Source organism: Vibrio sp. M260112, from assembly GCF_036533775.1.
Classification (GTDB): Bacteria; Pseudomonadota; Gammaproteobacteria; order Enterobacterales; family Vibrionaceae; genus Vibrio.
The window spans coordinates 102,379-124,085 of record NZ_JATABH010000008.1 but is presented as its reverse complement, the minus strand read 5'-3'; the positions used below and the strand labels follow the sequence as shown (position 1 = coordinate 124,085).

The following is a 21,707-nucleotide window of genomic DNA, read 5'->3' as shown; positions in this document are numbered from 1 at the left end:
ACTTTACGATCTGAAAGCCTTCCCAGAATGACAATAGGAAAGTATTATTCGGCATGAAAACGGTAGTTTGTGTAGGTTTTGTTTGGCGATAAAACTCTATCACTTTCTACCGTTTTTGTTTTGAGTTCCCGCTTATCCGCGATGAACCATTTTTATCACTATCATACCGAGCAACAGGGCTCTAACTGGCAACCAATGCCATACCAATCTCTAAGTGGCAAAAAAATGGTTGTTCTCGGCACTGGTTCCATTGGTTCCCATCTTGCAGAGGTTGCCAAAAGTTTTGCTATTGTCCCTATCGGAGTGAATCGCAGCGGTATACCGACAAAACACTCCCCTTTTACAGCAACCTACCATATTCAAGAACTGACCACTGCCCTGCAAGAAGCCGATATTGTCGTTAATACACTACCGAATACGCCTGAAACTCGACATATCCTCAACCAAGAGAGCTTATCGCACTGCCAAGGTGCTCTGCTATTTAATGTTGGCCGAGGCACTGCAGTAGAAGAAAATGGGCTGTTAAGTGCCTTGGACAATGGACATATCCACCACGCGTTTCTCGACGTGTTTGCGCAAGAACCACTGCCTGAGAGTCACCTTTTCTGGACGCATGAAAATATTACGGTCACGCCACATATCGCAGCGTTAAGCTTTCCGGAACAAGTGGTCGATATCTTCGTAGAGAATTATCAAAGCTGGCGTGATGGCTTTAGTCTAAATAACCTTGTCGATATCGATAAAGGTTACTAGTTCGAGTCAAAACACATATTAGAAGAGCGATTATGCCATGGGGTTATGTTATCCGTGACTATGTAAACAGCCACCTAAAGCAACATAACAGGCAATAAAAAAGCTCCTAACGGAGCTTTTTCATAAGTTAATCAGAACCAAACAGATCTCGGGTATAGACCTTGTCAGCAACATCTGCTAGCTCTTCTGCCATACGATTAGACACGATAACATCCGATTTAGCTTTAAACGCCTCTAGATCACGTATCACTTGTGAATGGAAGAATTCATCTTCTTCAAGCACAGGTTCATACACGACAACCGTAATCCCTTTCGCCTTAAGGCGCTTCATGATGCCTTGAATGGAAGATGCTCGGAAGTTATCTGAGCCAGATTTCATGATAAGACGGTATATACCAACGATCTGAGGCTCACGTTTTAAAATCGAGTCAGCAATAAAATCTTTTCGGGTGCGATTCGCATCAACGATTGCGCCGACAATATTGTTAGGCACATCCTGGTAGTTAGCTAATAACTGCTTAGTGTCTTTAGGTAAACAGTAACCGCCATAGCCAAACGAAGGATTATTGTAATGGTCGCCAATACGAGGATCTAAGCCTACTCCCTGAATGATTTGCCTAGTATCTAGGCCATGCGCTTCTGCATAAGAGTCAAGCTCATTGAAATAAGCAACCCTCATTGCTAGATATGTATTCGAGAACAACTTCACGGCTTCGGCCTCGGTAGAGTTAGTCAGAAGCACATCGATATTCTCTTTTACAGCACCTTCAACTAAAAGATTGGCAAACTCCTGCGCTCGCTCACTCTGTTCACCAACAATAATACGTGATGGGTGTAAGTTATCATATAGAGCCTTGCCTTCACGGAGGAACTCCGGAGAGAATATGACATTCTCGCAGCCCAAATCCTGCTTAATACGTTCAGTATAACCAACAGGAACTGTAGACTTGATCACCATGATCGCTTCAGGGTTGATTGACATAACATCTTTAATAACTGACTCAACAGAAGAAGTATTAAAGTAGTTTGTCACAGGGTCATAGTCTGTGGGGGTCGCAATCACGACAAAACGAGCGCCTTCGTAAGCAACTCTCTTATCAGTCGTCGCAACAAAGTTGATCGGTTTATTGGCTAAAAAGTCTTCAATCTCGACGTCCGCTATGGGCGAGATTTTTTGGTTTAGGAGTTCCACCTTTTTTTCAATAACATCTAGCGCAACCACTTGATGGTTTTGCGCAAGTAACATTGCATTGGAGAGGCCTACATACCCTGTACCAGCTACGGCAATCTTCACAACTTACTCCATTTAAGTCCAATCTCGGAGAATATGGGGCTCTCTGTATTGAGCTGTTATTGTTCCGAAAGAATGAGACTAGATCTATTAACTAATAAGCACAGCGTACACAGACACGCTGCGCCAAAGCGCATAAAATACCATACAACTTAACTCAAACAAAAACGGAGACCATAGTCTCCGTTTTTAGATGCTAAATAGCTAAGACGATTACATCATACCGCCCATGCCACCCATACCACCCATGCCGCCCATATCAGGCATAGATGAAGCATCTTTCTGTGGTAGGTCAGTCACCATAGCTTCAGTTGTGATCATTAGACCTGCAACTGATGCTGCGAACTGTAGTGCGCTACGAGTCACTTTAGTTGGATCTAGGATACCCATCTCAATCATGTCACCGTATTCGCCAGTTGCAGCGTTGTAACCGTAGTTACCTTCACCTGCACGAACGTTGTTCGCAACAACAGATTCTTCATCACCTGCGTTCTTAGTGATTTGACGGATTGGCGCTTCCATTGCACGTAGAGCAACGCGGATACCAACGTTTTGTTCTTCGTTGTCACCTTCTAGGTTAGCAACTTTAGATGCTGCGCGAATAAGAGCCACACCACCACCAGCGACAACACCCTCTTCAACCGCTGCGCGAGTTGCATGAAGCGCATCTTCAACGCGGTCTTTCTTCTCTTTCATTTCAACTTCAGTCGCGGCACCAACTTTGATCACTGCAACACCGCCAGCTAGCTTAGCTACGCGCTCTTGTAGTTTCTCTTTGTCGTAATCTGAAGTTGCTTCTTCGATCTGTTGACGAATTTGAGCAACACGACCTTGAATCATTGCTTCTTCGCCAGCACCATCGATGATAGTAGAGTTTTCTTTAGTGATGGTGACACGCTTAGCTTGACCTAGGTCTTCAAGAGTGACTTTCTCTAGCTCTAGACCGATCTCTTCAGAGATCACTGTACCGCCTGTTAGGATAGCGATGTCTTGTAGCATTGCTTTACGACGGTCGCCAAAACCTGGTGCTTTAACAGCCGCTACTTTTACGATGCCACGCATGTTGTTCACTACTAGCGTCGCTAGAGCTTCACCTTCAACATCTTCAGCAATGATAAGTAGTGGACGAGATGCTTTCGCTACCGCTTCTAGCGTTGGAAGAAGTTCACGAATGTTCGATACTTTCTTATCGACTAGTAGGATGAATGGGCTTTCTAGATCTACGCTGCCCGCTTCTTGGTTGTTGATGAAGTAAGGAGACAGGTAACCGCGGTCAAACTGCATACCTTCAACAACATCTAGCTCATCTTGTAGAGCCTGACCTTCTTCAACAGTAATCACACCGTCGCGGCCGACTTTTTCCATCGCTTCAGCAATGATGTTACCCACAGTTGCATCAGAGTTTGCCGAGATAGTACCAACCTGAGCGATCGCTTTTGTGTCTTTACACTCAACAGACAGTGCTTTTAGCTCTTCAACCGCTGCAACGACAGCTTTGTCGATACCACGCTTAAGATCCATTGGGTTCATACCCGCTGCAACTGCTTTTAGGCCTTCGTTTACGATTGCTTGCGCAAGAACAGTTGCTGTCGTTGTACCGTCACCCGCTGCGTCGTTTGCTTGAGACGCAACTTCTTTAACCATCTGTGCGCCCATGTTTTGGAACTTGTCTTCAAGCTCGATTTCACGCGCAACAGATACACCATCTTTAGTGATTGTTGGTGCACCGAAAGATTTGTCTAGTACAACGTTACGGCCTTTAGGGCCAAGAGTGACTTTTACTGCATCAGCTAGAATGTTCACACCCTCTAGCATCTTAATACGTGCGTCATTACCAAATTTAACGTCTTTAGCAGCCATCTTTAGTTTCCTTGTCTAAATTCTGTTTAATGATTTCAAATTGAACTTGAGCAAAAAATTACTCAATGATTGCTATTACTCAACGATTGCCATGATGTCGTTTTCTGACATCACTAGCACTTCTTTACCGTCGATTTTTTCAGTTTTAGTACCGTAACCTTCAGCGAAGATAACAGTGTCGCCAACTTTAACGTCCAACGGTAGTACTGTACCGTTTTCTAGGATGCGGCCTTTACCCACAGCTAGTACAACGCCGCGAGTAGATTTCTCTGCAGCAGAACCAGTCAGAACGATACCACCCGCTGACTTAGATTCAACTTCTTGGCGTTCTACGATAACTCGGTCGTGTAATGGACGAATGTTCATCGGTCGTCTCTCCTGAATTTCCATGGTTGATTTGATAAGTGGCTTTCACAGCCTAGCGGTATCTATATGAGGGATAGATTGGCTAAACCCAAGGGGGAATAAGATTATTTTTGAGAGTTTGAACACAAAACGAGTGGCGAGTGGCGAGTGGCGAGTGGCGAGTGGCGAGTGGCGAGTGGCGAGTGGCGAGTGGCGAGAAATTTTATGGAGGCGACAGCTCATGTCAACTGATTTAATGCGACAGTAACTCTTCGAAACTCGAAGCTCAAAGCTCAAAGCTAGAAACTCGAAACTCGAAACTCGCAGCTCGAAGCTCGAAGCTCAAAACTCGAAGCTCGAAACTCGAAGCTCAAAACTCGAAGCTCAAAGCTCGAAGCTAGAAGCTAGAAGCTAGAAGCTAGAAGCTAGAAGCTCGAAACTCGCAGCTCAATACTTATTTCTGAATCAGTGAGACAGTCATAATACGTTATGACATTGCTATAGAGCTGGACACTAATCACCGCCAATCATCCAAAAGAATCACCTGCGCAGTAGGTTGATTGTCTAGGTCTGTCACATCGCCATCGAGCACATCTTGAAACTTGACCATTTGCGAGACAAGTTCGCGCATCAGCACGACATTGGCATGATTGGGATTTTTACAGCTACCGACAATACGATCGATATGGCTTTGTTGCGCCCACAAACGACCCTGCATCTCTTTCGAGGCAGACAAAATCATTTCCTCACACATGTCGTGCTTGAACTGAGTAAATGCTTCAGGATTATTTTGTGCGAGTGCCATCAATTCATCAAAAGAGGGCAAGGTTTGATTGATTAGTGGTGAACTCATAATAGCTCCTTACACGCAAAGACTGTGGTTAACGACCTATCCTAAAGATAGGTCAATGCAGGGGAATCGCGTACTACGAAAACCATCAATCTCAAAATCAAGACAGCTCAATATGCATCTAAACACAAAGCTTCTGAAGAAAAGATACTCGCTACACAATGGAATATACGCAGCGACGTTGACCTTGAATAATATGTTCGGAGCGTTCAATAGAGACATCTTTACCTAGCAAACTCTGAAAAACATTCAGTTCTGACTGGCATAAACTTGGGCAACGTGTCGCCGCTTTACAGATAGGACAATGATTTTCTATTAGCACATAACCTTGTGGAGTTTGCTCAAGCTCAGCCATGTAGCCTTCTTGCTTTCTCAGCTCCACCAACTTAGTCAGTTTAGAGAGCACGTCAGGGCAATGGCTTAACTCAGCTTGATAATTGGCTAATGTCTTTGCTTCCCTTTCATTGGCGACTTTCTGTACCCCTTCGGCACCAAACAGTGTTTCTACCGCTTCTATGACTTGGATAGTCAACTCACTGTGGCGGTCAGCAAATTGAGCATGCCCTTGTGGGGTTAAGGACCAATGACGGGTTGGGCGCCCGACTTTTACTTTCAGATCCTCAAAAGACAAAAAGCCGTCTTTTTGTAGACTTTGCAGGTGTTGACGAGCTCCCATGGTGGTCATGTTTAGTTGCTCAGCAAGCTGCTTAGCCGTGACTGCTCCATCTTTTTTAATTGTCTGTAGAATTAAATCAACACTTTTCATGCTTGCTCCCTCAACCACAAAAATATTATGGAGCAACCAATTAATAAAGCAAATGCTTTACAGGACTAACTCGGAGGTTACGGCACATACTGCATTGGGATAAGTTTTTTGCTTCGACTGTATCGTTCGAATAAGTTTCTCAGCGTGTTTGGCAGTGCTGATAAGTCCACCGCCTTAAAACCATGCTGACCATAAAACGATTCAAGATGTTGATAAGCGAAGCAATAATCCTGATTGACCAACACCTGCTGCTCACAATAGTTCATTAAGTGATGCCCTAACCCCTTTGCTCTGAAATCTGGAATCACTAACATACCTGTCAACAATCGACACTCTTCTATCTGACGAAAGCGAACCACCGCAACAATTTGCTGATCGATATACCCCGCGAGTATCAATTCATCTTTTTTAGCTTTCCCTGATGGGTAATAAGATTTATATAAGCGAGCTACGAGCGGCAGTTTAATCGGATCTAATACTTCTATATGCAGAGGGCTCATTATCACCAAGCTTCAATTTGAGGTAGAATGCTCGCAGTTTAGATTACTCAACGAAACCAATGCAAATTACAGCTAACGCCGACCTCCACCCTTACCATACTTTCTCTATCTCACAGCGGTGTGACTTCCTTGTTGAGGTGAACTCTACTGAAGAGATAAAGCAGGTTTATCAAAACCCGCAATGGAAACAGCTACCCAAGTTAATGCTAGGTAAAGGCAGCAATATGCTTTTTACCGAGCCTTATCATGGTGTAGTGATACTCAATAGAATCGTCGGCAAGCAAGTGACTGAGTCTGTAACGCATTGGCATCTGCATATTGCTGGTGGAGAAGATTGGCCATCACTTGTTGAATGGTCCGTCAATCATGGCTATGCAGGATTGGAGAATCTTGCTCTTATTCCTGGTTGTGCTGGCAGTGCTCCAATCCAAAATATCGGAGCCTATGGTGTTGAACTGAAAGATGTGTGTGAATATGTCGATATCCTTTGCCTCGATAGCTTTAGTATTCAGCGTCTCACTAATGAAGAGTGCAATTTTGGTTATCGAGATTCAATATTCAAGCATCAATTGCATGGTAAAGCAGTCATTGTTGCGCTAGGGCTAAAGTTAGCCAAACAATGGCAACCTCAAATTGAGTATGGCCCGCTAAAATCCCTCGAACCAAATACTCCAACCGCTCAAGATATCTTTGAGCGTGTGTGCCAGATTCGTATGGAGAAACTTCCAGATCCAAACGTGACAGGTAACGCGGGGAGCTTTTTCAAGAACCCGGTGATCCCTCAATCACATTTTGAACTCCTCAAACAGCAGTTCCCAGATATCGTTGCCTACCCTGCTGACGGCGGGATGAAAATCGCAGCCGGATGGTTGATTGATCAATGTAAGCTTAAAGGCATCAGGATAGGCGGTGCACAAGTACACCCTATGCAGGCTCTAGTGTTAGTCAATAAAGACAATGCAACAGCCACTGATGTTATTCAGTTGGCAGCTAAAGTTCGCTCTGAAGTATTTAATCGCTATCAAATTGAGCTCGAACACGAAGTAAGATTTATGGGCTCGCAACAAGAAACCAATCTGCAAGAGATTTTGGAGAGCCAACAATGAAAGAGCATTCGGTCAAGTTATCGATTCTAAAAACACTCTCTCAAGGTGGCTTTCACTCCGGCGAAGAGCTAGGTGAACAACTTGGCGTTTCTCGCGCTGCGGTTAGTAAGCACATTAAAGGTATTCAAGATTGGGGGGTTGATATTTTTCGGGTGCAAGGCAAAGGTTATCAGCTTGCTAAGCCAATGCAGTTACTCGATCAGGAAACTCTTAATCAGGCTCTTTCTACCCCTGTAGAACTGATTCCAATCATTGATTCGACCAACCAATATCTTCTCGACCGCACTGACAGCCTTGAATCAGGATCTGTGTGTTTAGCGGAATATCAGGCTAAAGGTCGCGGTCGCCGTGGGCGTGAATGGATTTCTCCATTTGGTTCAAATCTGTACCTCTCGATGTATTGGCGATTAGATGCTGGCATGGCTGCGGCGATGGGGCTAAGCCTAGTGGTTGGTGTCGCTATCGTTGAAGCTTTGGAAGAGATGGGGCTCAATGGCGTGAAGCTGAAATGGCCAAACGACCTCTATTATCAAGACCGCAAGCTCGCTGGCATTCTGGTAGAGATGTCTGGTCAAGCAGGCGCTGCTGCAAACTTGGTGATTGGTATGGGTATGAACCTGATGATGTCTGAATCCACTGAAGGTATCACTCAGCCATGGGCAAGCTTAAGCGAAGTAGGCAATAGCAAAGAAATCGACAGAAACCAACTTGCTATCACTATGATTAAGACGCTTCATACCGCCCTAAATGACTACGAGCTTAAGGGCATGGCAGGGTTTGTAGAAAGGTGGAATCGCCTCGATAACTTCATCGGCCGACCGATTAAGTTGATCATGGGCCCGAGAGAGATTACTGGTATTGCTCGCGGCATCAATGAACAAGGCGCCGTTTTGTTAGAAACTGAACAAGGGATTGAAAGCTATATAGGTGGGGAAGTCAGCCTGAGAGCTTCGAGTAGCGAGTAGCGAGTGGCGAGTGGCGAGTTACTTTCTTCGAAGTTTGACTATAAACGCCCCAAGCATGCGACTTAAATGTAAGCACTCTTCGGCCATGTTTTCTCCAACACATTTGGGAATGTATTGGATTTCAATCGCAATAAGAAGCTGAGTTCTTAGCTCTGCTAATGAGCCTTTCGCAATAGAAAGAAAGTGCGCCTTTTCTTTGTCAGTGTGCCTTTCCATTCCTTCAGCGATGTTACTGGGTACAGAAAGACCGGAGCGACAAATCTGGTCTTTAAACCCATAATCCTTATGTTGTTTAAAGGATTTGTAGACTAAACAGCTTAAAGAAAAGCTTCTTTGCCATACAGTTAACTGTTCATGTTTCATGACGAATATCGACGAATAGAGTATTTATTTATTGTTATAGTCTTTTCTTATACGAAAAAATGAAAATGGTATTACATTGTGTGACAAAGCTGGGCTTTAGAGGTACAAACCTAGAGTCACCAAGCTCTAGACTAGCAACTCGAAACTCGCCGCTCTTTTAGCTTGATACTCGAAACTTTCAGCTTTGTTTGCTACTATCCCTGTCCACTTTTAGTAAAGGCAATACATCCAACATGATGACTAATAGGAATTTATTCGAACAACTTCCTACTTTGGCGCAAGATCCAGCACGGTTTGAAACCTTGTATTCTGCCAAAGATTTTCGAACTCGCTTGATTGAAGCGATTCGTCAGGCAAGTAAACGAATTTGCCTTGTTGCTCTTTACTTAGAGGATGATGAAGCGGGAAGAGAAATACTATCAGAGCTTTATCAAGCTAAGCAGCGCAACCCTGGTTTAGATATCAGCGTATGCGTTGACTGGCATCGAGCGCAACGTGGTCTAATCGGTGCAGAACCTGGTGAAACCAATGCAGCGATGTACAAAAGCTTTGCTGAAAAACACCAATACAAAATTCCCGTTTATGGCATTCCAGTTAGAGGCCGAGAAGTCTTTGGCGTGCTGCATCTAAAAGGCTTTATCATCGATGATACGGTTATCTACAGCGGCGCCAGCTTAAACAATATTTACCTAAACTATAAAGATCGCTATCGTTTTGATCGTTACCATGTTCTAGAGAATAAAGCTCTGGCAGATAGTATGGTGAACTTTGTCCAACATGAAATCGTTGCACACCCTGCTGTTAACGACCTTGCTTGCCCGAGCAAGCCTGAGACTAAAGAGATAAAAACTCAGATTCGCCAGCTTCGCGCAGCACTTGCAAAATCGTCTTATCAGTTTGACTCTCAACCAGTTTCCCAAGATCAAGTTGCGGTGACGCCGATTGTTGGCGTAGGCAAAAAACGCAATAAGCTCAATCAGGGTATTAACCAGCTGCTTGCTCAAGCAAAAGATGAGATATTTATCTGTACGCCTTATTTCAACTTCCCTCGTAGTGTTGCGAAAGAAGTAAGAAAGGCCCTGAGACGCGGTGTGAAGGTGACAATTGTTGTCGGTGATAAAACGGCTAACGACTTTTACATCTCACCAGAAGAAGAGTTTAAAACCATTGGTGGTTTGCCTTACCTTTATGAACGCAACCTACGCCAGTTTGCCAAAGCAAACGAAGCAAATATTGCTAGCCGCAAATTATCTATCCACCTATGGAAACACGATGAGAATAGCTTCCACCTTAAAGGTATTTGGGTAGATAAACGCTACATGCTAATTACCGGTAACAACCTCAATCCAAGAGCTTGGAAACTGGACTTAGAGAATGCAATATTCATTCAGGATAACTATCACCACTTAACACCTCAGTTTGAGAAAGAGGTGGAGAACATCCTTCAGCATACTCAGTTAATCTGTACTTATAGACAACTGGAAAAGTTTGAAGACTACCCAGACGCAGTGCAAAAACTAATGCGTAAGATTACCCGAGTGAAAGCAGATCGGGTGTTGAAGCAGATTTTGTGACTGACTACTTTAACGTGATTTTTCAAATGAAAACATGTGGCAAAACTAAATGTATCCTAGTGACAGGAGGTAGTGGGTTTATTGGCTCAGCTACCATCAGGTATTTAATCGATGCGACAGACCACTTTGTCGTCAACTTAGATAAACTGTCCTATGCTGTGGATTCACAAGCACTTGCGGATTATTCTTCACATAAACGCTATAAATTTATACATGGTGATATCTGCGATCAAGATCTTCTCGAAAAGGTCTTAAGCAAATATCAGCCTATGTGGGTTATAAGCCTCGCTGCCGAGACTCATGTAGATACCTCCATCTATTATCCACAAGAGTTTATCCGAACCAATGTCATTGGAACATATACATTGCTCCAAGCATGCCTAGCATATTGGTGGACTATGACTAAAACAGTTCAGAATGAGTTTCGTTTTCTTCACGTTTCCACTGATGAAGTCTTTGGCGACTTAAAATCCAAAAAAAGTAAGTTTAATGAAAATTCTATGTATGACCCTAGTAGTCCATATTCCGCAACAAAAGCATCTGCTGATCATCTGGTAAGAGCTTGGGGACGCACATATAACTTCCCATTTCTGATCACAAACTGTACAAACAATTACGGCCCCTATCAGCACTTAGAAAAACTAATACCGAAAACTATACAAAGGCTTGTAAAGAAGGAGACCATTTCTATTTATGGCTCAGGACTACAGGTGCGTGATTGGTTACATGTTACGGATCATGTCCTTGCATTACATCAAGTATTAAAAGACGGCATTGTTGGTGAAACATATTGTATAGGTGGAAATTGCGAAAAAACTAATATCGAAGTCATTAAGTTGATCTGTAATACTATCGATTCATTAGATAATTCGGGGTACTCTCATGAAAACTTGATTACTTATACAAAAGATCGTGAAGGGCACGACTTTCGATATGCAGTCTGCACTAAAAAAATCAGAAAACTTGGATGGAAGCCAAGTAAAATCTTCGAAGATGAGATTTATAAACTAGTGGAATCCCAGTGGCGTAATAGCAATCGGCTCCATAACTAAGCACCGTAATTATCCAATTAGATGTGAAAGGTAACAACTTGAGAAACTTTCTACAAAACTCATTTATCTGTCATAGTATTGGTGTACTTGGCACATTGTTATTCATCCATGTAATAACAGGTTTTCGAGATAACCTGCCTATTACTGTTATCAATAGCATGTGGCTAGTTTCCTGTGCTTACATTACTACATCGATTACAATTCCCAAAATTACCAATTATTTACTAGTTGATCGAAAGTTTTATATCTTACCAGTGCTTGCTTCAGTATACAGTATTGTAATGACAGTTATACTGCTATTTAGAATAGATTACTCCAGAGAGATTTTACTCTACGGCTTTTGCTTTAACGGTTTCTGGATGTATTTTTCCACTGCATTCAGAGGGGAGCGTTATAAACTTAAATTCAAGGCAATCAATAATTTTAATATAGACAGTTTACACTCAAAGCACGCTAAACTCGATATAACCCTATTGGAATCTTTAGATTTAAATTTAGTATCTCAAGGTTTGGTTGTAGATTTACATGGTCAACTGACACCAGAACAAGAAAAGTTTATTGCTGATTGCAGTGTACATAACATTCCTGTATTTCACTCTGAGAGTATCAGAGAGATGGTAGAAGGTCGAGTGACAACCTCTCACTTATCTGAGAATGCAATTGGTACATTGTTACCAAACCCTATATATCATAGTTTAAAAAGAGTCTGGGAATCAGCTTTAATATTATTAACTTTACCTTTGTCTATACCGTTAATGGCGATCACTGCTATGCTAATACGTCTAGAAAGCAGAGGGCCTGTATTATTTGTTCAGGAGCGTGTTGGCCAAGCAGGCAAACCCTTTAAGATTTATAAATTCCGTAGTATGACGGTTAAAACGGATAAATGCACAGACAAGTTCGCAACGCAGGAACAAGCTCGAGTCACAAGAGTTGGTAAAGTTATTAGAAAAATTCGCGTGGATGAACTTCCTCAGTTTTTCAACGTACTTAAAGGTGAAATGGCTTTAATTGGCCCCCGACCAGAGCAAGAGAGCTTTGTTAAACAATTTGAAAAAGAAATCCCATTTTATGGCTATAGACACATGGTAAAACCGGGAATTACTGGGTGGGCCCAAACCGTTCAAGGTTATACAGATGACACAGACTCAACAAGAGAAAAGTTGGCTCACGACCTATACTATATAAAACATTTATCGTTCTGGTTGGATATGAACATTGTCCTCAAAACAATCAAGACAATGATGACTGGATTTGGTGCCAAATAATTTGCACAATAAAACCAAAGTTCAATAAAACGAGATCTGACAATTGATTGATTAATTTAACAACTGTCAGACTAGATAGTAGAAAAGTATTATTTTTTACAAGATATAGCCTTAAGCTAACCTAAATCTTCCTTGTTACACCTCTGTACGCATAATGAGCAAAGTATTTCACTGAGCTTAGAAATGGCAACCTCTCCACTTCTCGGTATATTCTCCATTGATACTTTAAAACAGAGGCCTTTTTGGCTGACAAAGAGTTTTTTCCAACTCGATATCTAGCCAATGGCATATCTATAATTCCTTGAGCAACTTTTGACTTTTTCAGAATAGAAAGCCACAGTCCCATATCCTGCCTTTTAAGGATATTAGGCATGTACACCGTCCCAACCAATTCTGTGTCGTATATCGCAGTCAAACACCCAATTCTGTTAGACTTCAGAATATCAAAATAGCTTACTTCCTCTGGAGGAACTCTAGTTCCTAACACCTTACCTGCTGTACTAATTACTTCATATGAAGTGTATGACAAAGCAATCCCCCGCTCTAACATGAATTCAATTTGCTTTTCTAATTTTAAAGGATGCCACAAATCATCTGCATCTAAGAAAGCTATAAATCGCCCCTTAGCTTCACTAATGCCTCGATTTCTTGAAACTGCAGGACCGGCATTCCACTTACGTTCTATAAGCTTTATTCTTGGATCGGAAGATGCCATTGCTCTGATTTCATCAGGAAAGCCTCCAGGTGTACCATCATCAATCAATATGTGTTCATAATTAGAATATGATTGGGACTGAACACTTATAATAGTTTCTAGTAAAGACTCTCCTGCCCTGAAACAAGGAGTAATAACAGATACGAGCTCAGACATACTTAAACCATATAACCTAGAATTTGCTCTGTCATTGCTTTCATCAGTTCTATATTACCTCTTGACTCCAAATTAAGCCGTAACAAGGATTCTGTATTGGATTTTCTCAAATTAAACCGCCAATTATCGAACTCCATTGATAAGCCATCAACTGTATCTATTTTTATTGCATCAGCTTTAAAAACTTGATACACCACATTAATCACTTTATCAGGGTCTTCAACCTTTCGGTTCAACTCACCTAACGTGGGGTAATTTCGTTTCCGTTCACTGATGAGATCTGACAAATTACAGTTTAAGTTAGACAGTAATTCTATAATTAACATCCATGGAATCATGCCACTATCACAATAGAAAAATTCCCTAAAGTAGTGATGAGCACTCATTTCTCCACCATAGATAGCGTCTTCAGCTCTCATTCTTTCTTTAATAAACGCATGTCCGGTTTTAGATAGTACAGGAGTACCATCATATTGGTGCACTGTCTCGAGAGTACTCCAGTAAAGGCGAGGATCATGAATTATTCTAGATTCGGGGTTCTTAGTTAAGAATGCTTCTGCTAATAACCCTACAATGTAGTAGCCCTCAACAAATTCACCACTTTCATCAAACAAAAAGCATCTATCAAAGTCTCCATCCCAGGCAATACCCATATCAGCTTCACATTGAACTACTGCTTGAGATGTAATAGCTCTATTCTCATGAAGAAGAGGGTTAGGTATTCCATTGGGAAAACTTCCATCCGCTTCGTGATGTATTTTCACAAACTCAACTGGTACACCTAATGTGTTGAACCTAGATTCAATCTCATCGATGACATGTCCTGCGGCGCCGTTCCCGGAGTTTACAACCAGTTTCATAGGACGAATTGTTTCAGGTTTAATATATGTCATCAAATGATTAACATATTCAGCCAAATTTGAGATTCGTGTGAGTCGACCTCGAATAGAAGGTTCCGTAAATTCGTTACGTTCAGCAAAGGTTTGAATTTCTTTAAGTCCGGTATCCCCACTAATAGGTTTGGACTCCTCTCGGACTAACTTCATTCCATTGTAGTCAATTGGGTTATGGCTAGCGGTGATTTCAATACCACCATCTGCTCCTAAGTAAGAAGTTGCAAAGTAGATTTCCTCTGTACCTGTCATACCAATATCGACAACATTCACCCCTGAATCCATTAAGCCATCAGCTACCGCTAATTTAAGCTCTTCTGATGTTAACCGAATATCACCACCAACAACCACCGTCTTAGTGCCATCACCTTTAGGGGATAGATACAAACCAAAGGCTCTACCTATGCGATAAGCAATATGTGGATTGAGTTCATTGCCCAATTGCCCACGAATATCATAGGCCTTAAAACACGATAGATTTTCCATGGTCTATTCTCATTTATCTTCTATTCGACCATAGCGGTCTTCAAAACGTACAATATCATCTTCCCCTAAATAGCTACCAGTTTGAACTTCGATCATTTCCAGAGGAATCTTTCCGGGGTTTTCCAGAGCGTGAACAGTGCCTAGGGGGATATATGTAGATTGATCCTCAGTTACTAAAATAGTCTGTTCACCATTGGTTACTTTTGCTGTACCTGACACAACAATCCAGTGCTCCGAGCGATGATGGTGCATCTGTATAGAAAGCTTTTCACCAGGCTTTACAGTGATTCGCTTAACCTGATCTCTATGTCCAAAATCAATCGAATCGTACTTCCCCCACGGTCTATATACTTCGCGGTGCAGTTTATACTCTGTCCTTCCTTGTTGCTTCAGTTGATTAACAACAGATTTGACATTTTGTACCTGATCTTTATCGGCAACAAGCACCGCATCTTTTGTTTCAATAACAACTAGATTATTTACGCCAACAGTCGCAATAAGCTTATTTTCGGAGTGCAGATAATTTCCTTTAGAGTTGACGGCAATAACATCACCTTTAGTAACATTATTTGAACTGTCTTTTTTCTCAACCTCCCATAAAGCAGACCAAGAACCAACGTCACTCCAACCAGCATTCATTGGCACTAAAGCTGCGTTCTTAGTTTTTTCCATCACTGCATAATCAATAGAGTCATCTGGGCAAGCTTCAAAACTCGCTTTGTCAACACGAATAAACTCCATATCCCATTGAGCATCTGACAGCGCTTTCTCACAAGCATCTAAAATCTCCGGCCTATATTTTTTTAGCTCCGATAAATACTTAGATGCCTTAAACATAAACATGCCACTATTCCAATAGTAGTCACCGGAAGCTAGGTAAGACTCAGCATCTGTAAGGTTGGGCTTTTCTACAAACTTGTCGACAACGTAACCAGTTCCCCCCGTTGAGAGTCTCTCACCACATTTGATATACCCATAACCAGTTTCTGGTTCTGTCGGAACAATACCAAACGTTACCAGTTGCCCTTCTTTTGCATATGGATATGCGTTAGCAACTGAACGATTGAACTCTAAAGTATTTTCTATGAGATGATCAGCAGCGAGGACAAGTAGAACAGGATCACTCTCATCCTCGTTTTTTAAAGCTTGAAGTGCTGCAAGAGCAATCGCAGGTGCAGTATTACGCCCAACTGGCTCTAGAATAATCCCTGAATGAGAAAAACCACCAATACGAATTTGCTCTGCTGCAATAAAACGATGCTCTTCATTACAAACCACTATTGGCGATTGGTGTTCAAAGCCTGACAGCCGTTCAAATGTCCTTTGCAGCATGGACGACTCACCAGATAGATTTAGAAACTGTTTAGGGTAGAGTTCTCGTGACAGAGGCCACAATCGACTACCTGTTCCACCTGCCATAACAATAGGATAAATCATATAAATCCTGTAAAATGATTAGTTATAAAACGAATTAGCGTTGGAAGTAGCATTTAGTATAAAAATGCACATCTGGCGATTTCAAAAGATCAGTTTCCTCAAACCAATGATAAGAACCATGCTGCTCTTGCAGTGGTAAGGACAAATCGGTTTGAGTTACAACTAAGCGGTAAGCTAATGCAACGTAGTGTGTGCCAAAATCATCGCCATAAACATGGTCGTCGTACAGATGAGTATATGCTCCCTGAATTTGGGTATGGTTCAAAGAATATTGTTTACCTAATTCAGTCATAGTCAAACGTTCAAATGCAGATTCGAGCGTTTCGCCTTTATGAACACGTCCTCCGGGAACAAACCAATAGTTTTGGGCTGGCTTGTTCAGCCGCTTTCCAAGTAATATTTGACCTAACTCATTAACAGTAATTAGATCAATTGAAACTAGGGGCGTTGACTCAATAACGGTTGAAAAAGTGGCTTTACTTAGATGCATTGCTTATTTTCTGAAGTCAAGTTGATGAGCCAAAAACCAATCATATGTAGTAGCCAAACCATCTTCAAGTGAAATTGTGCTCTGCCAACCAAGCGACTTAAGACGTGATACATCCATTAGTTTTCGTGGTGTACCATCGGGCTTGGAAGTATCAAATATAATTTTTCCTGTAAAACCCACAACCTTGGCCACTGCTTCAACCAATTCTCGAATAGTACAATCAACACCTGTTCCCACATTGATATGACTTAGCATTTGTGTAGTGTTTTCTCTGTATAGACTTTCGGAAAGGTTCATCACATGGACACAAGCCTCTGCCATATCATCTACGTGCAAGAACTCCCTCATTGGCTTTCCTGATCCCCATGCAGTTACCGTTTCTTCGTTAGCTAATTTGGCTTCGTGGAATCGTCGAATTAACGCAGGAATTACGTGCGAGTTTTCAGGATGAAAATTATCATTAGGTCCATATAAGTTCGTTGGCATCACTGAGCGATAATTTCGACCGTACTGTCGATTGTATGACTCACACATCTTGATACCCGCTATTTTTGCAATAGCATAAGGCTCGTTGGTTTGCTCCAATGTGCCAGTAAGCAAAGCCGACTCTTCCATTGGTTGTTTCGCAAGCTTGGGATAAATACAAGAAGAGCCTAAAAATAACAAATCTTGTATTCCTGATTCGTGCGCAGAATGAATAACGTTATTTTGAATAGTTAAGTTTTGGTAAATAAACTCGGCGGGATAACTATTGTTAGCAACAATTCCACCTACTTTTGCAGCAGCTAGATACACCTGGTCAAGACTATTTTCTTCAAAAAATCTTTGAACTGATTTCTGGTCTAATAAATTGAGTTCGTCACGAGTGCGGGTAAAAACTTCGATACTAGGATCCAGTGAAAGCTTCCTCACAATAGCCGAACCGACCATACCTTTATGCCCGGCAACGTAAACTCGTTTCATTTTGATTCCTTTATTACTTCTTAAAACTACTTATACAAAAAGCTTATTTTATTGCTCAAGCGAAACACTTACGTCATAGCCATGGCTTTTTAAAAGAGAATGTTGCTTTGCTTTAGCTAGATCCCAACGAACCATTTCTGAACACATCTCTTCTACTGTAATCTCCGGCTCCCAACCTAGCTTCTCCTTGGCTTTTGTAGGATCTCCAAGTAACGTTTCTACTTCTGCTGGTCTGAAATAACGAGGATCGACTCTTACAATGATATCACCTACACTCAGTGCGCTAGCATCTTCTCCCTCGATTGCTATAACAGTCGCAATTTCTTCAACGCCGTTCCCAGTGAATTCAAGCTCGATCCCAAGCTCTTTTGCAGAAAGTTTTACAAATTCTCGAACAGAAATTTGCTTCCCTGTGGCAATGACAAAATCCTCTGCCTTATCTTGCTGCAGCATCATCCATTGCATTCGTACATAGTCTTTTGCGTGTCCCCAATCTCTCAATGCGTCCATATTCCCTAGATACAAACAACTCTCAAGACCTTGGGAGATATTTGCCAAACCACGAGTAATTTTTCGGGTAACGAACGTCTCCCCTCTACGTGGAGATTCATGGTTAAATAAAATACCGTTACACGCATACATCCCGTAAGACTCACGATAATTGACAGTGATCCAATACGCGTACATTTTGGCCACAGCATAAGGCGAGCGAGGGTGAAAAGGTGTAGTCTCTCTTTGAGGAATTTCCTGTACTTCGCCGTACAATTCAGATGTAGAAGCTTGATAAAACTTAGTTTTCTTTTCTAAGCCTAAGAATCTGATCGCTTCTAATAAGCGTAGCGTACCGATAGCATCGACGTCTGCTGTATATTCTGGACTTTCGAACGAAACTGCGACATGAGATTGAGCCCCAAGATTATAGACTTCATCAGGCTGAACTTCTTTAAGAATTCTAGTCAAATTAGACGTGTCCGTAAGGTCGCCATAATGCAAGAAGAAACTTGGTTCATTTTCATGTCTATCTTGGTAGATGTGATCGATCCTTTCGGTATTGAAAGAAGATGCTCTACGTTTGATACCGTGAACTTCATAACCTTTTTCCAACAAGAATTCAGCCAAGTAAGAGCCATCTTGACCAGTAACACCAGTAATCAGAGCTACTTTTCTATCGTTCATTTAAGAATATCCTTCATTAATTTTCGTAAAACTGTAGTAATGGAAAAAATGATACACATCGCTCTCTCGATCATACCAAAGTTATTGGAGATAGTCTTATAGCGATGCGTCAATTGGCTGAAAAGCTGAATAAGCGATGGTTCGAAGAATTCTGATGACAAACCTGGATTTGCGTACTTCACGATGGAAGAGTTTAGAGAAAGACCTTCATTCCTAAGCTTCACTATTCTCACTATCTGTTCAAAGTCTGCGGCCAAACCATACATGACGTCAAACTTTAAGAATTCGTCCTTTTTATAAATAACAGACTGGTGACAAGGAGTATTTCGGGTTAGAAAAGCTACAGTAGCGCGATCTCGCTTTATCGAATCACGAGCCTCATCCCAGTAAAAGCAAGTAGAAGAGTCCACTAAACCATCTAGATCTAGTTTAATTAGTTCATCTCCTGCATTGATGAATATGATAAACTCACCTCGAACACGTTCTACAGCTTGATTCATTCCATCATATACATTTATATCATCATCTATATGTATAACGACATTTCGCGCAGCCATTACATCTTTAATAATACTGACTGTACGATCAGAAGAGTTACCATCTTTAAAAAACAGTTCTACATCAACGCTATTTTTGTAAGGCTCTAGGGATCTCAAAGTCGACTCGATCACATTTTCTGCGTTATATGTTACGACTATGATACTAATCTTTGGCATGGGTAACTCTTGACATGTTTTGTGCGAATAATGTGTATGACAGAATCATAATCCAGAAATAATAACTAACTAAGACGTCGGAAAACAAACCAGAAAGAAAAGCGAAAAGATAGAACATCACTGCTCCAAATATGGTATCCCTTCCTCTCAGCTTGACTAAAGAATTAGCAATCACCTTAAAAATCATATAGACAATCGCCCCTCCAAAAACCAAACCATATTTAAATAAAATATAAAGGTAAGAGTTATCGACAAACCTGTTAGAGTGAAGATCAGGAACACCAAAAAAGTAAACCCAAACTCCACCATCTACAAAATCATGGAACAAGCCCAACCAATTATCAAACCGTTTCATCAAAGATGTAACTTGATAAAAAGCAGAGAAACCTTCTCCGGAAAATAAATCATGAACAACCAGTGCTATCTGTGCAAAGTAATAAAATCTATCAGCGTTATAATATAAAAAAACACCAAATATCATAGTAACAACCAAGCTCAAAACCACCAATCCAACCAATTTTTTCTTAGAAAAATCAACCATTAACTCGTAAACAACCGAAACAGCGAGCGCCATTATAAAACCAGTTCTAGATCCCGATAAAAAAACTAAAGACAAAAGGGTAAAATACGATAACCATCTATTTCTCTTGGTAATCAATATCGACATAACAAAAGCAAAGAATACACCCAATGTATTAGGGTTGTACAATGTACCAGTGTGTCGAAACTGACTATGGGTATCACCAATATATCCAACCTTAGTAGCATCGTATAAGAGAGCAGAAAAATCTGGAGAGATAATTTGAGTTATTACCACTAGAACCTGAGTCAATAGCATGTATCTAACGACAGAATGATATTTTGAATGTTCATCGCTAAAGTAAATACCAAGAAAGAAACAACAACAGTAGAATATAAACCGTACAAAATCAGAGAATCTGCCGCCCTCCAAGTTAAAAAAATAGGCACTCTTAACAAAAAGCAGAAAAACAAAAAAACAAAAAATAGATAATTTGCATGCTCTATCAAATATAAAAAACTTGTTAGAGCAAGCATACATAAAAGTAAAAAAAACAGAAAGCAACAGAAAAACTGTATTATATTTAAAACCAAAAATAGCATTTGGAAAAAAAACATAAATAACAAAGGAAAAAAAGACAAGTCCTGAGACTAAACCGTTCCTAGATTCTGAACGAATCATAAACCCACCTAAAATTCTGTATTTTTGAAAAGTTTTTCACGCAGAAAACAACAAATAAAAACCGACCAAGCAACGGACCAAAAATATATCTGAACGCAATCATTCTCGACATCAGCTTTCCCATTGTATCAATTTCAGCACCACTCGATTCAAGAGAATGACTCAATAAGCACGTAGGAAAATAGTGAACCTCCAGATTAGAATTCATTAACCTAGAAAGAAACACTGGCTCATCACAAACAGGGTACTGCGTTCCTGCTCCCAAGTTTTCTGGAAATCTATGATAATCGGCTAATAAATCCTTTCTCTTAACAGTTATCTCTATTGTACCAACTTTAAGAATAGATAACTTATTATGAATAAAATGATACTTTTTGAAAGCTTTAGTTAAACTCTTTTTACCTAATTCTCTTACTGAAAAGGTTATTGCTGATGCATTGGGATAAGTATTATAGGCGGCCTCTATAGTGGATAAAAAGCCCGACTCAAATGTTATATCATCATCGCAAAAGAGAAGTATGTCTCCAATAGCCTTATCAAGGGCTAAGTTTCTGCTAGCCGCAACGCCATATTTTCGCTGTTGAAAATAGCGAATATTTTTATAACCACTAATCGATTCAGAGGCTGAAAGTGTAATAGTATCGTCAAAACATTGATGCACAATAAGAAAATTAACATCTCGGATAGTTTTTATTTTATTCAATATAGCGAATATTCTATCATCGATTGTTGCAATTAAAACTTCTACTTTATTCTTATTCGCCATGATAACTATTGAGAG

At 41.0% G+C, this 21,707-nt stretch carries 21 protein-coding genes and 1 pseudogene; 6 read left to right on the top strand and 16 right to left on the bottom strand.

The window, feature by feature from the left end:
* Positions 1-114: 114 nt before the first annotated feature.
* Positions 115-753, top strand: a pseudogene (locus QTN95_RS06140) (D-2-hydroxyacid dehydrogenase); the annotation flags it as partial.
* Between the two features lie 127 nt (positions 754-880).
* On the opposite strand, the gene QTN95_RS06135 reads toward QTN95_RS06140, so the two are convergent.
* From QTN95_RS06135 to QTN95_RS06110, 6 genes are all read right to left on the bottom strand, one after another.
* Entirely contained in the window at positions 881-2,047 is a 1,167-nt protein-coding gene (locus tag QTN95_RS06135; protein ID WP_331416749.1) for a nucleotide sugar dehydrogenase, read from the bottom strand.
* 210 nt (positions 2,048-2,257) lie between these two features.
* Positions 2,258-3,904, bottom strand: coding sequence for a chaperonin GroEL (gene groL, locus QTN95_RS06130; protein WP_138972992.1), 1,647 nt, complete (start codon positions 3,902-3,904; stop codon positions 2,258-2,260).
* A 75-nt stretch (positions 3,905-3,979) separates the two neighbouring features.
* On the bottom strand, positions 3,980-4,270 hold the full coding sequence (locus QTN95_RS06125; RefSeq protein WP_004410737.1) for a co-chaperone GroES: 291 nt from the start codon (positions 4,268-4,270) through the stop codon (positions 3,980-3,982).
* A 496-nt stretch (positions 4,271-4,766) separates the two neighbouring features.
* A complete protein-coding gene (locus tag QTN95_RS06120; protein ID WP_331416748.1) occupies positions 4,767-5,102 on the bottom strand; it encodes a DUF3135 domain-containing protein in 336 nt (111 codons plus the stop codon).
* A 151-nt stretch (positions 5,103-5,253) separates the two neighbouring features.
* A complete protein-coding gene (locus QTN95_RS06115; RefSeq protein ID WP_331416747.1) occupies positions 5,254-5,865 on the bottom strand; it encodes a helix-turn-helix transcriptional regulator in 612 nt (203 codons plus the stop codon).
* A gap of 77 nt (positions 5,866-5,942) precedes the next feature.
* Positions 5,943-6,365, bottom strand: coding sequence for a GNAT family N-acetyltransferase (locus QTN95_RS06110; protein ID WP_331416746.1), 423 nt, complete (start codon positions 6,363-6,365; stop codon positions 5,943-5,945).
* Positions 6,366-6,424: 59 nt separating this feature from the next.
* Here QTN95_RS06110 and murB point away from each other — a divergent pair, with 59 nt between their 5' ends.
* Together murB and birA are read left to right on the top strand one after the other, a co-directional pair.
* The gene (gene murB, locus QTN95_RS06105) at positions 6,425-7,471 is read left to right on the top strand and encodes a UDP-N-acetylmuramate dehydrogenase (RefSeq protein ID WP_331416745.1); all 1,047 of its coding nucleotides are present in this window, start codon (positions 6,425-6,427) and stop codon (positions 7,469-7,471) included.
* Positions 7,468-8,436, top strand: a complete 969-nt coding sequence (gene birA / locus QTN95_RS06100) for a bifunctional biotin--[acetyl-CoA-carboxylase] ligase/biotin operon repressor BirA (protein ID WP_331416744.1) — start codon at positions 7,468-7,470, stop codon at positions 8,434-8,436. Before murB ends, birA begins: the two co-directional genes overlap by 4 nt.
* 18 nt (positions 8,437-8,454) lie before the next feature.
* Here birA and QTN95_RS06095 read toward each other — a convergent pair whose 3' ends face one another.
* On the bottom strand, positions 8,455-8,799 hold the full coding sequence (locus QTN95_RS06095) for a four helix bundle protein (RefSeq protein WP_331416743.1): 345 nt from the start codon (positions 8,797-8,799) through the stop codon (positions 8,455-8,457).
* A 233-nt stretch (positions 8,800-9,032) separates the two neighbouring features.
* Between QTN95_RS06095 and pssA the strand changes: the two genes are divergently transcribed.
* From pssA to QTN95_RS06080, 3 genes are read left to right on the top strand one after another with little or no spacing between them, the layout of a single operon-like run.
* The gene (gene pssA, locus QTN95_RS06090) at positions 9,033-10,373 is read left to right on the top strand and encodes a CDP-diacylglycerol--serine O-phosphatidyltransferase (RefSeq protein ID WP_331416742.1); all 1,341 of its coding nucleotides are present in this window, start codon (positions 9,033-9,035) and stop codon (positions 10,371-10,373) included.
* A complete protein-coding gene (gene rfbB / locus QTN95_RS06085) occupies positions 10,370-11,425 on the top strand; it encodes a dTDP-glucose 4,6-dehydratase (RefSeq protein WP_331416741.1) in 1,056 nt (351 codons plus the stop codon). The genes pssA and rfbB overlap by 4 nt, the downstream gene beginning before the upstream one ends.
* 38 nt (positions 11,426-11,463) lie before the next feature.
* Positions 11,464-12,693 (top strand): exopolysaccharide biosynthesis polyprenyl glycosylphosphotransferase, encoded by a 1,230-nt coding sequence (locus QTN95_RS06080; RefSeq protein ID WP_331416740.1) that lies wholly within the window; start codon positions 11,464-11,466, stop codon positions 12,691-12,693.
* 121 nt (positions 12,694-12,814) lie between these two features.
* Here the strand turns inward: QTN95_RS06080 and QTN95_RS06075 are convergent, their stop codons facing one another.
* The 9 genes from QTN95_RS06075 to QTN95_RS06035 are packed head-to-tail and all read right to left on the bottom strand — an operon-like array spanning position 12,815 to position 21,692.
* On the bottom strand, positions 12,815-13,564 hold the full coding sequence (locus tag QTN95_RS06075) for a glycosyltransferase family 2 protein (RefSeq protein ID WP_331416739.1): 750 nt from the start codon (positions 13,562-13,564) through the stop codon (positions 12,815-12,817).
* Positions 13,565-13,566: 2 nt separating this feature from the next.
* Positions 13,567-14,943, bottom strand: a complete 1,377-nt coding sequence (locus tag QTN95_RS06070) for a phosphomannomutase CpsG (RefSeq protein ID WP_331416738.1) — start codon at positions 14,941-14,943, stop codon at positions 13,567-13,569.
* A 9-nt stretch (positions 14,944-14,952) separates the two neighbouring features.
* A complete protein-coding gene (locus QTN95_RS06065) occupies positions 14,953-16,380 on the bottom strand; it encodes a mannose-1-phosphate guanylyltransferase/mannose-6-phosphate isomerase (RefSeq protein WP_331416737.1) in 1,428 nt (475 codons plus the stop codon).
* Between the two features lie 34 nt (positions 16,381-16,414).
* Positions 16,415-16,870, bottom strand: coding sequence for a GDP-mannose mannosyl hydrolase (locus QTN95_RS06060; RefSeq protein WP_100753548.1), 456 nt, complete (start codon positions 16,868-16,870; stop codon positions 16,415-16,417).
* A gap of 3 nt (positions 16,871-16,873) precedes the next feature.
* Complete coding sequence (gene fcl / locus QTN95_RS06055; protein WP_331416736.1) at positions 16,874-17,833, bottom strand: GDP-L-fucose synthase; 960 nt, start codon at positions 17,831-17,833, stop codon at positions 16,874-16,876.
* Between the two features lie 48 nt (positions 17,834-17,881).
* Entirely contained in the window at positions 17,882-19,009 is a 1,128-nt protein-coding gene (gene gmd, locus QTN95_RS06050; RefSeq protein WP_331416735.1) for a GDP-mannose 4,6-dehydratase, read from the bottom strand.
* Complete coding sequence (locus tag QTN95_RS06045; protein WP_331416734.1) at positions 19,006-19,725, bottom strand: glycosyltransferase; 720 nt, start codon at positions 19,723-19,725, stop codon at positions 19,006-19,008. Before QTN95_RS06045 ends, gmd begins: the two co-directional genes overlap by 4 nt.
* A complete protein-coding gene (locus tag QTN95_RS06040; protein ID WP_331416733.1) occupies positions 19,712-20,926 on the bottom strand; it encodes a hypothetical protein in 1,215 nt (404 codons plus the stop codon). The genes QTN95_RS06045 and QTN95_RS06040 overlap by 14 nt, the downstream gene beginning before the upstream one ends.
* Positions 20,907-21,692 carry a glycosyltransferase family A protein gene (locus QTN95_RS06035; RefSeq protein WP_331416732.1) on the bottom strand — a complete coding sequence of 262 codons (786 nt, stop codon included), beginning with the start codon at positions 21,690-21,692 and terminating at the stop codon, positions 20,907-20,909. Before QTN95_RS06035 ends, QTN95_RS06040 begins: the two co-directional genes overlap by 20 nt.
* Between the last annotated feature and the right edge of the window lie 15 nt (positions 21,693-21,707).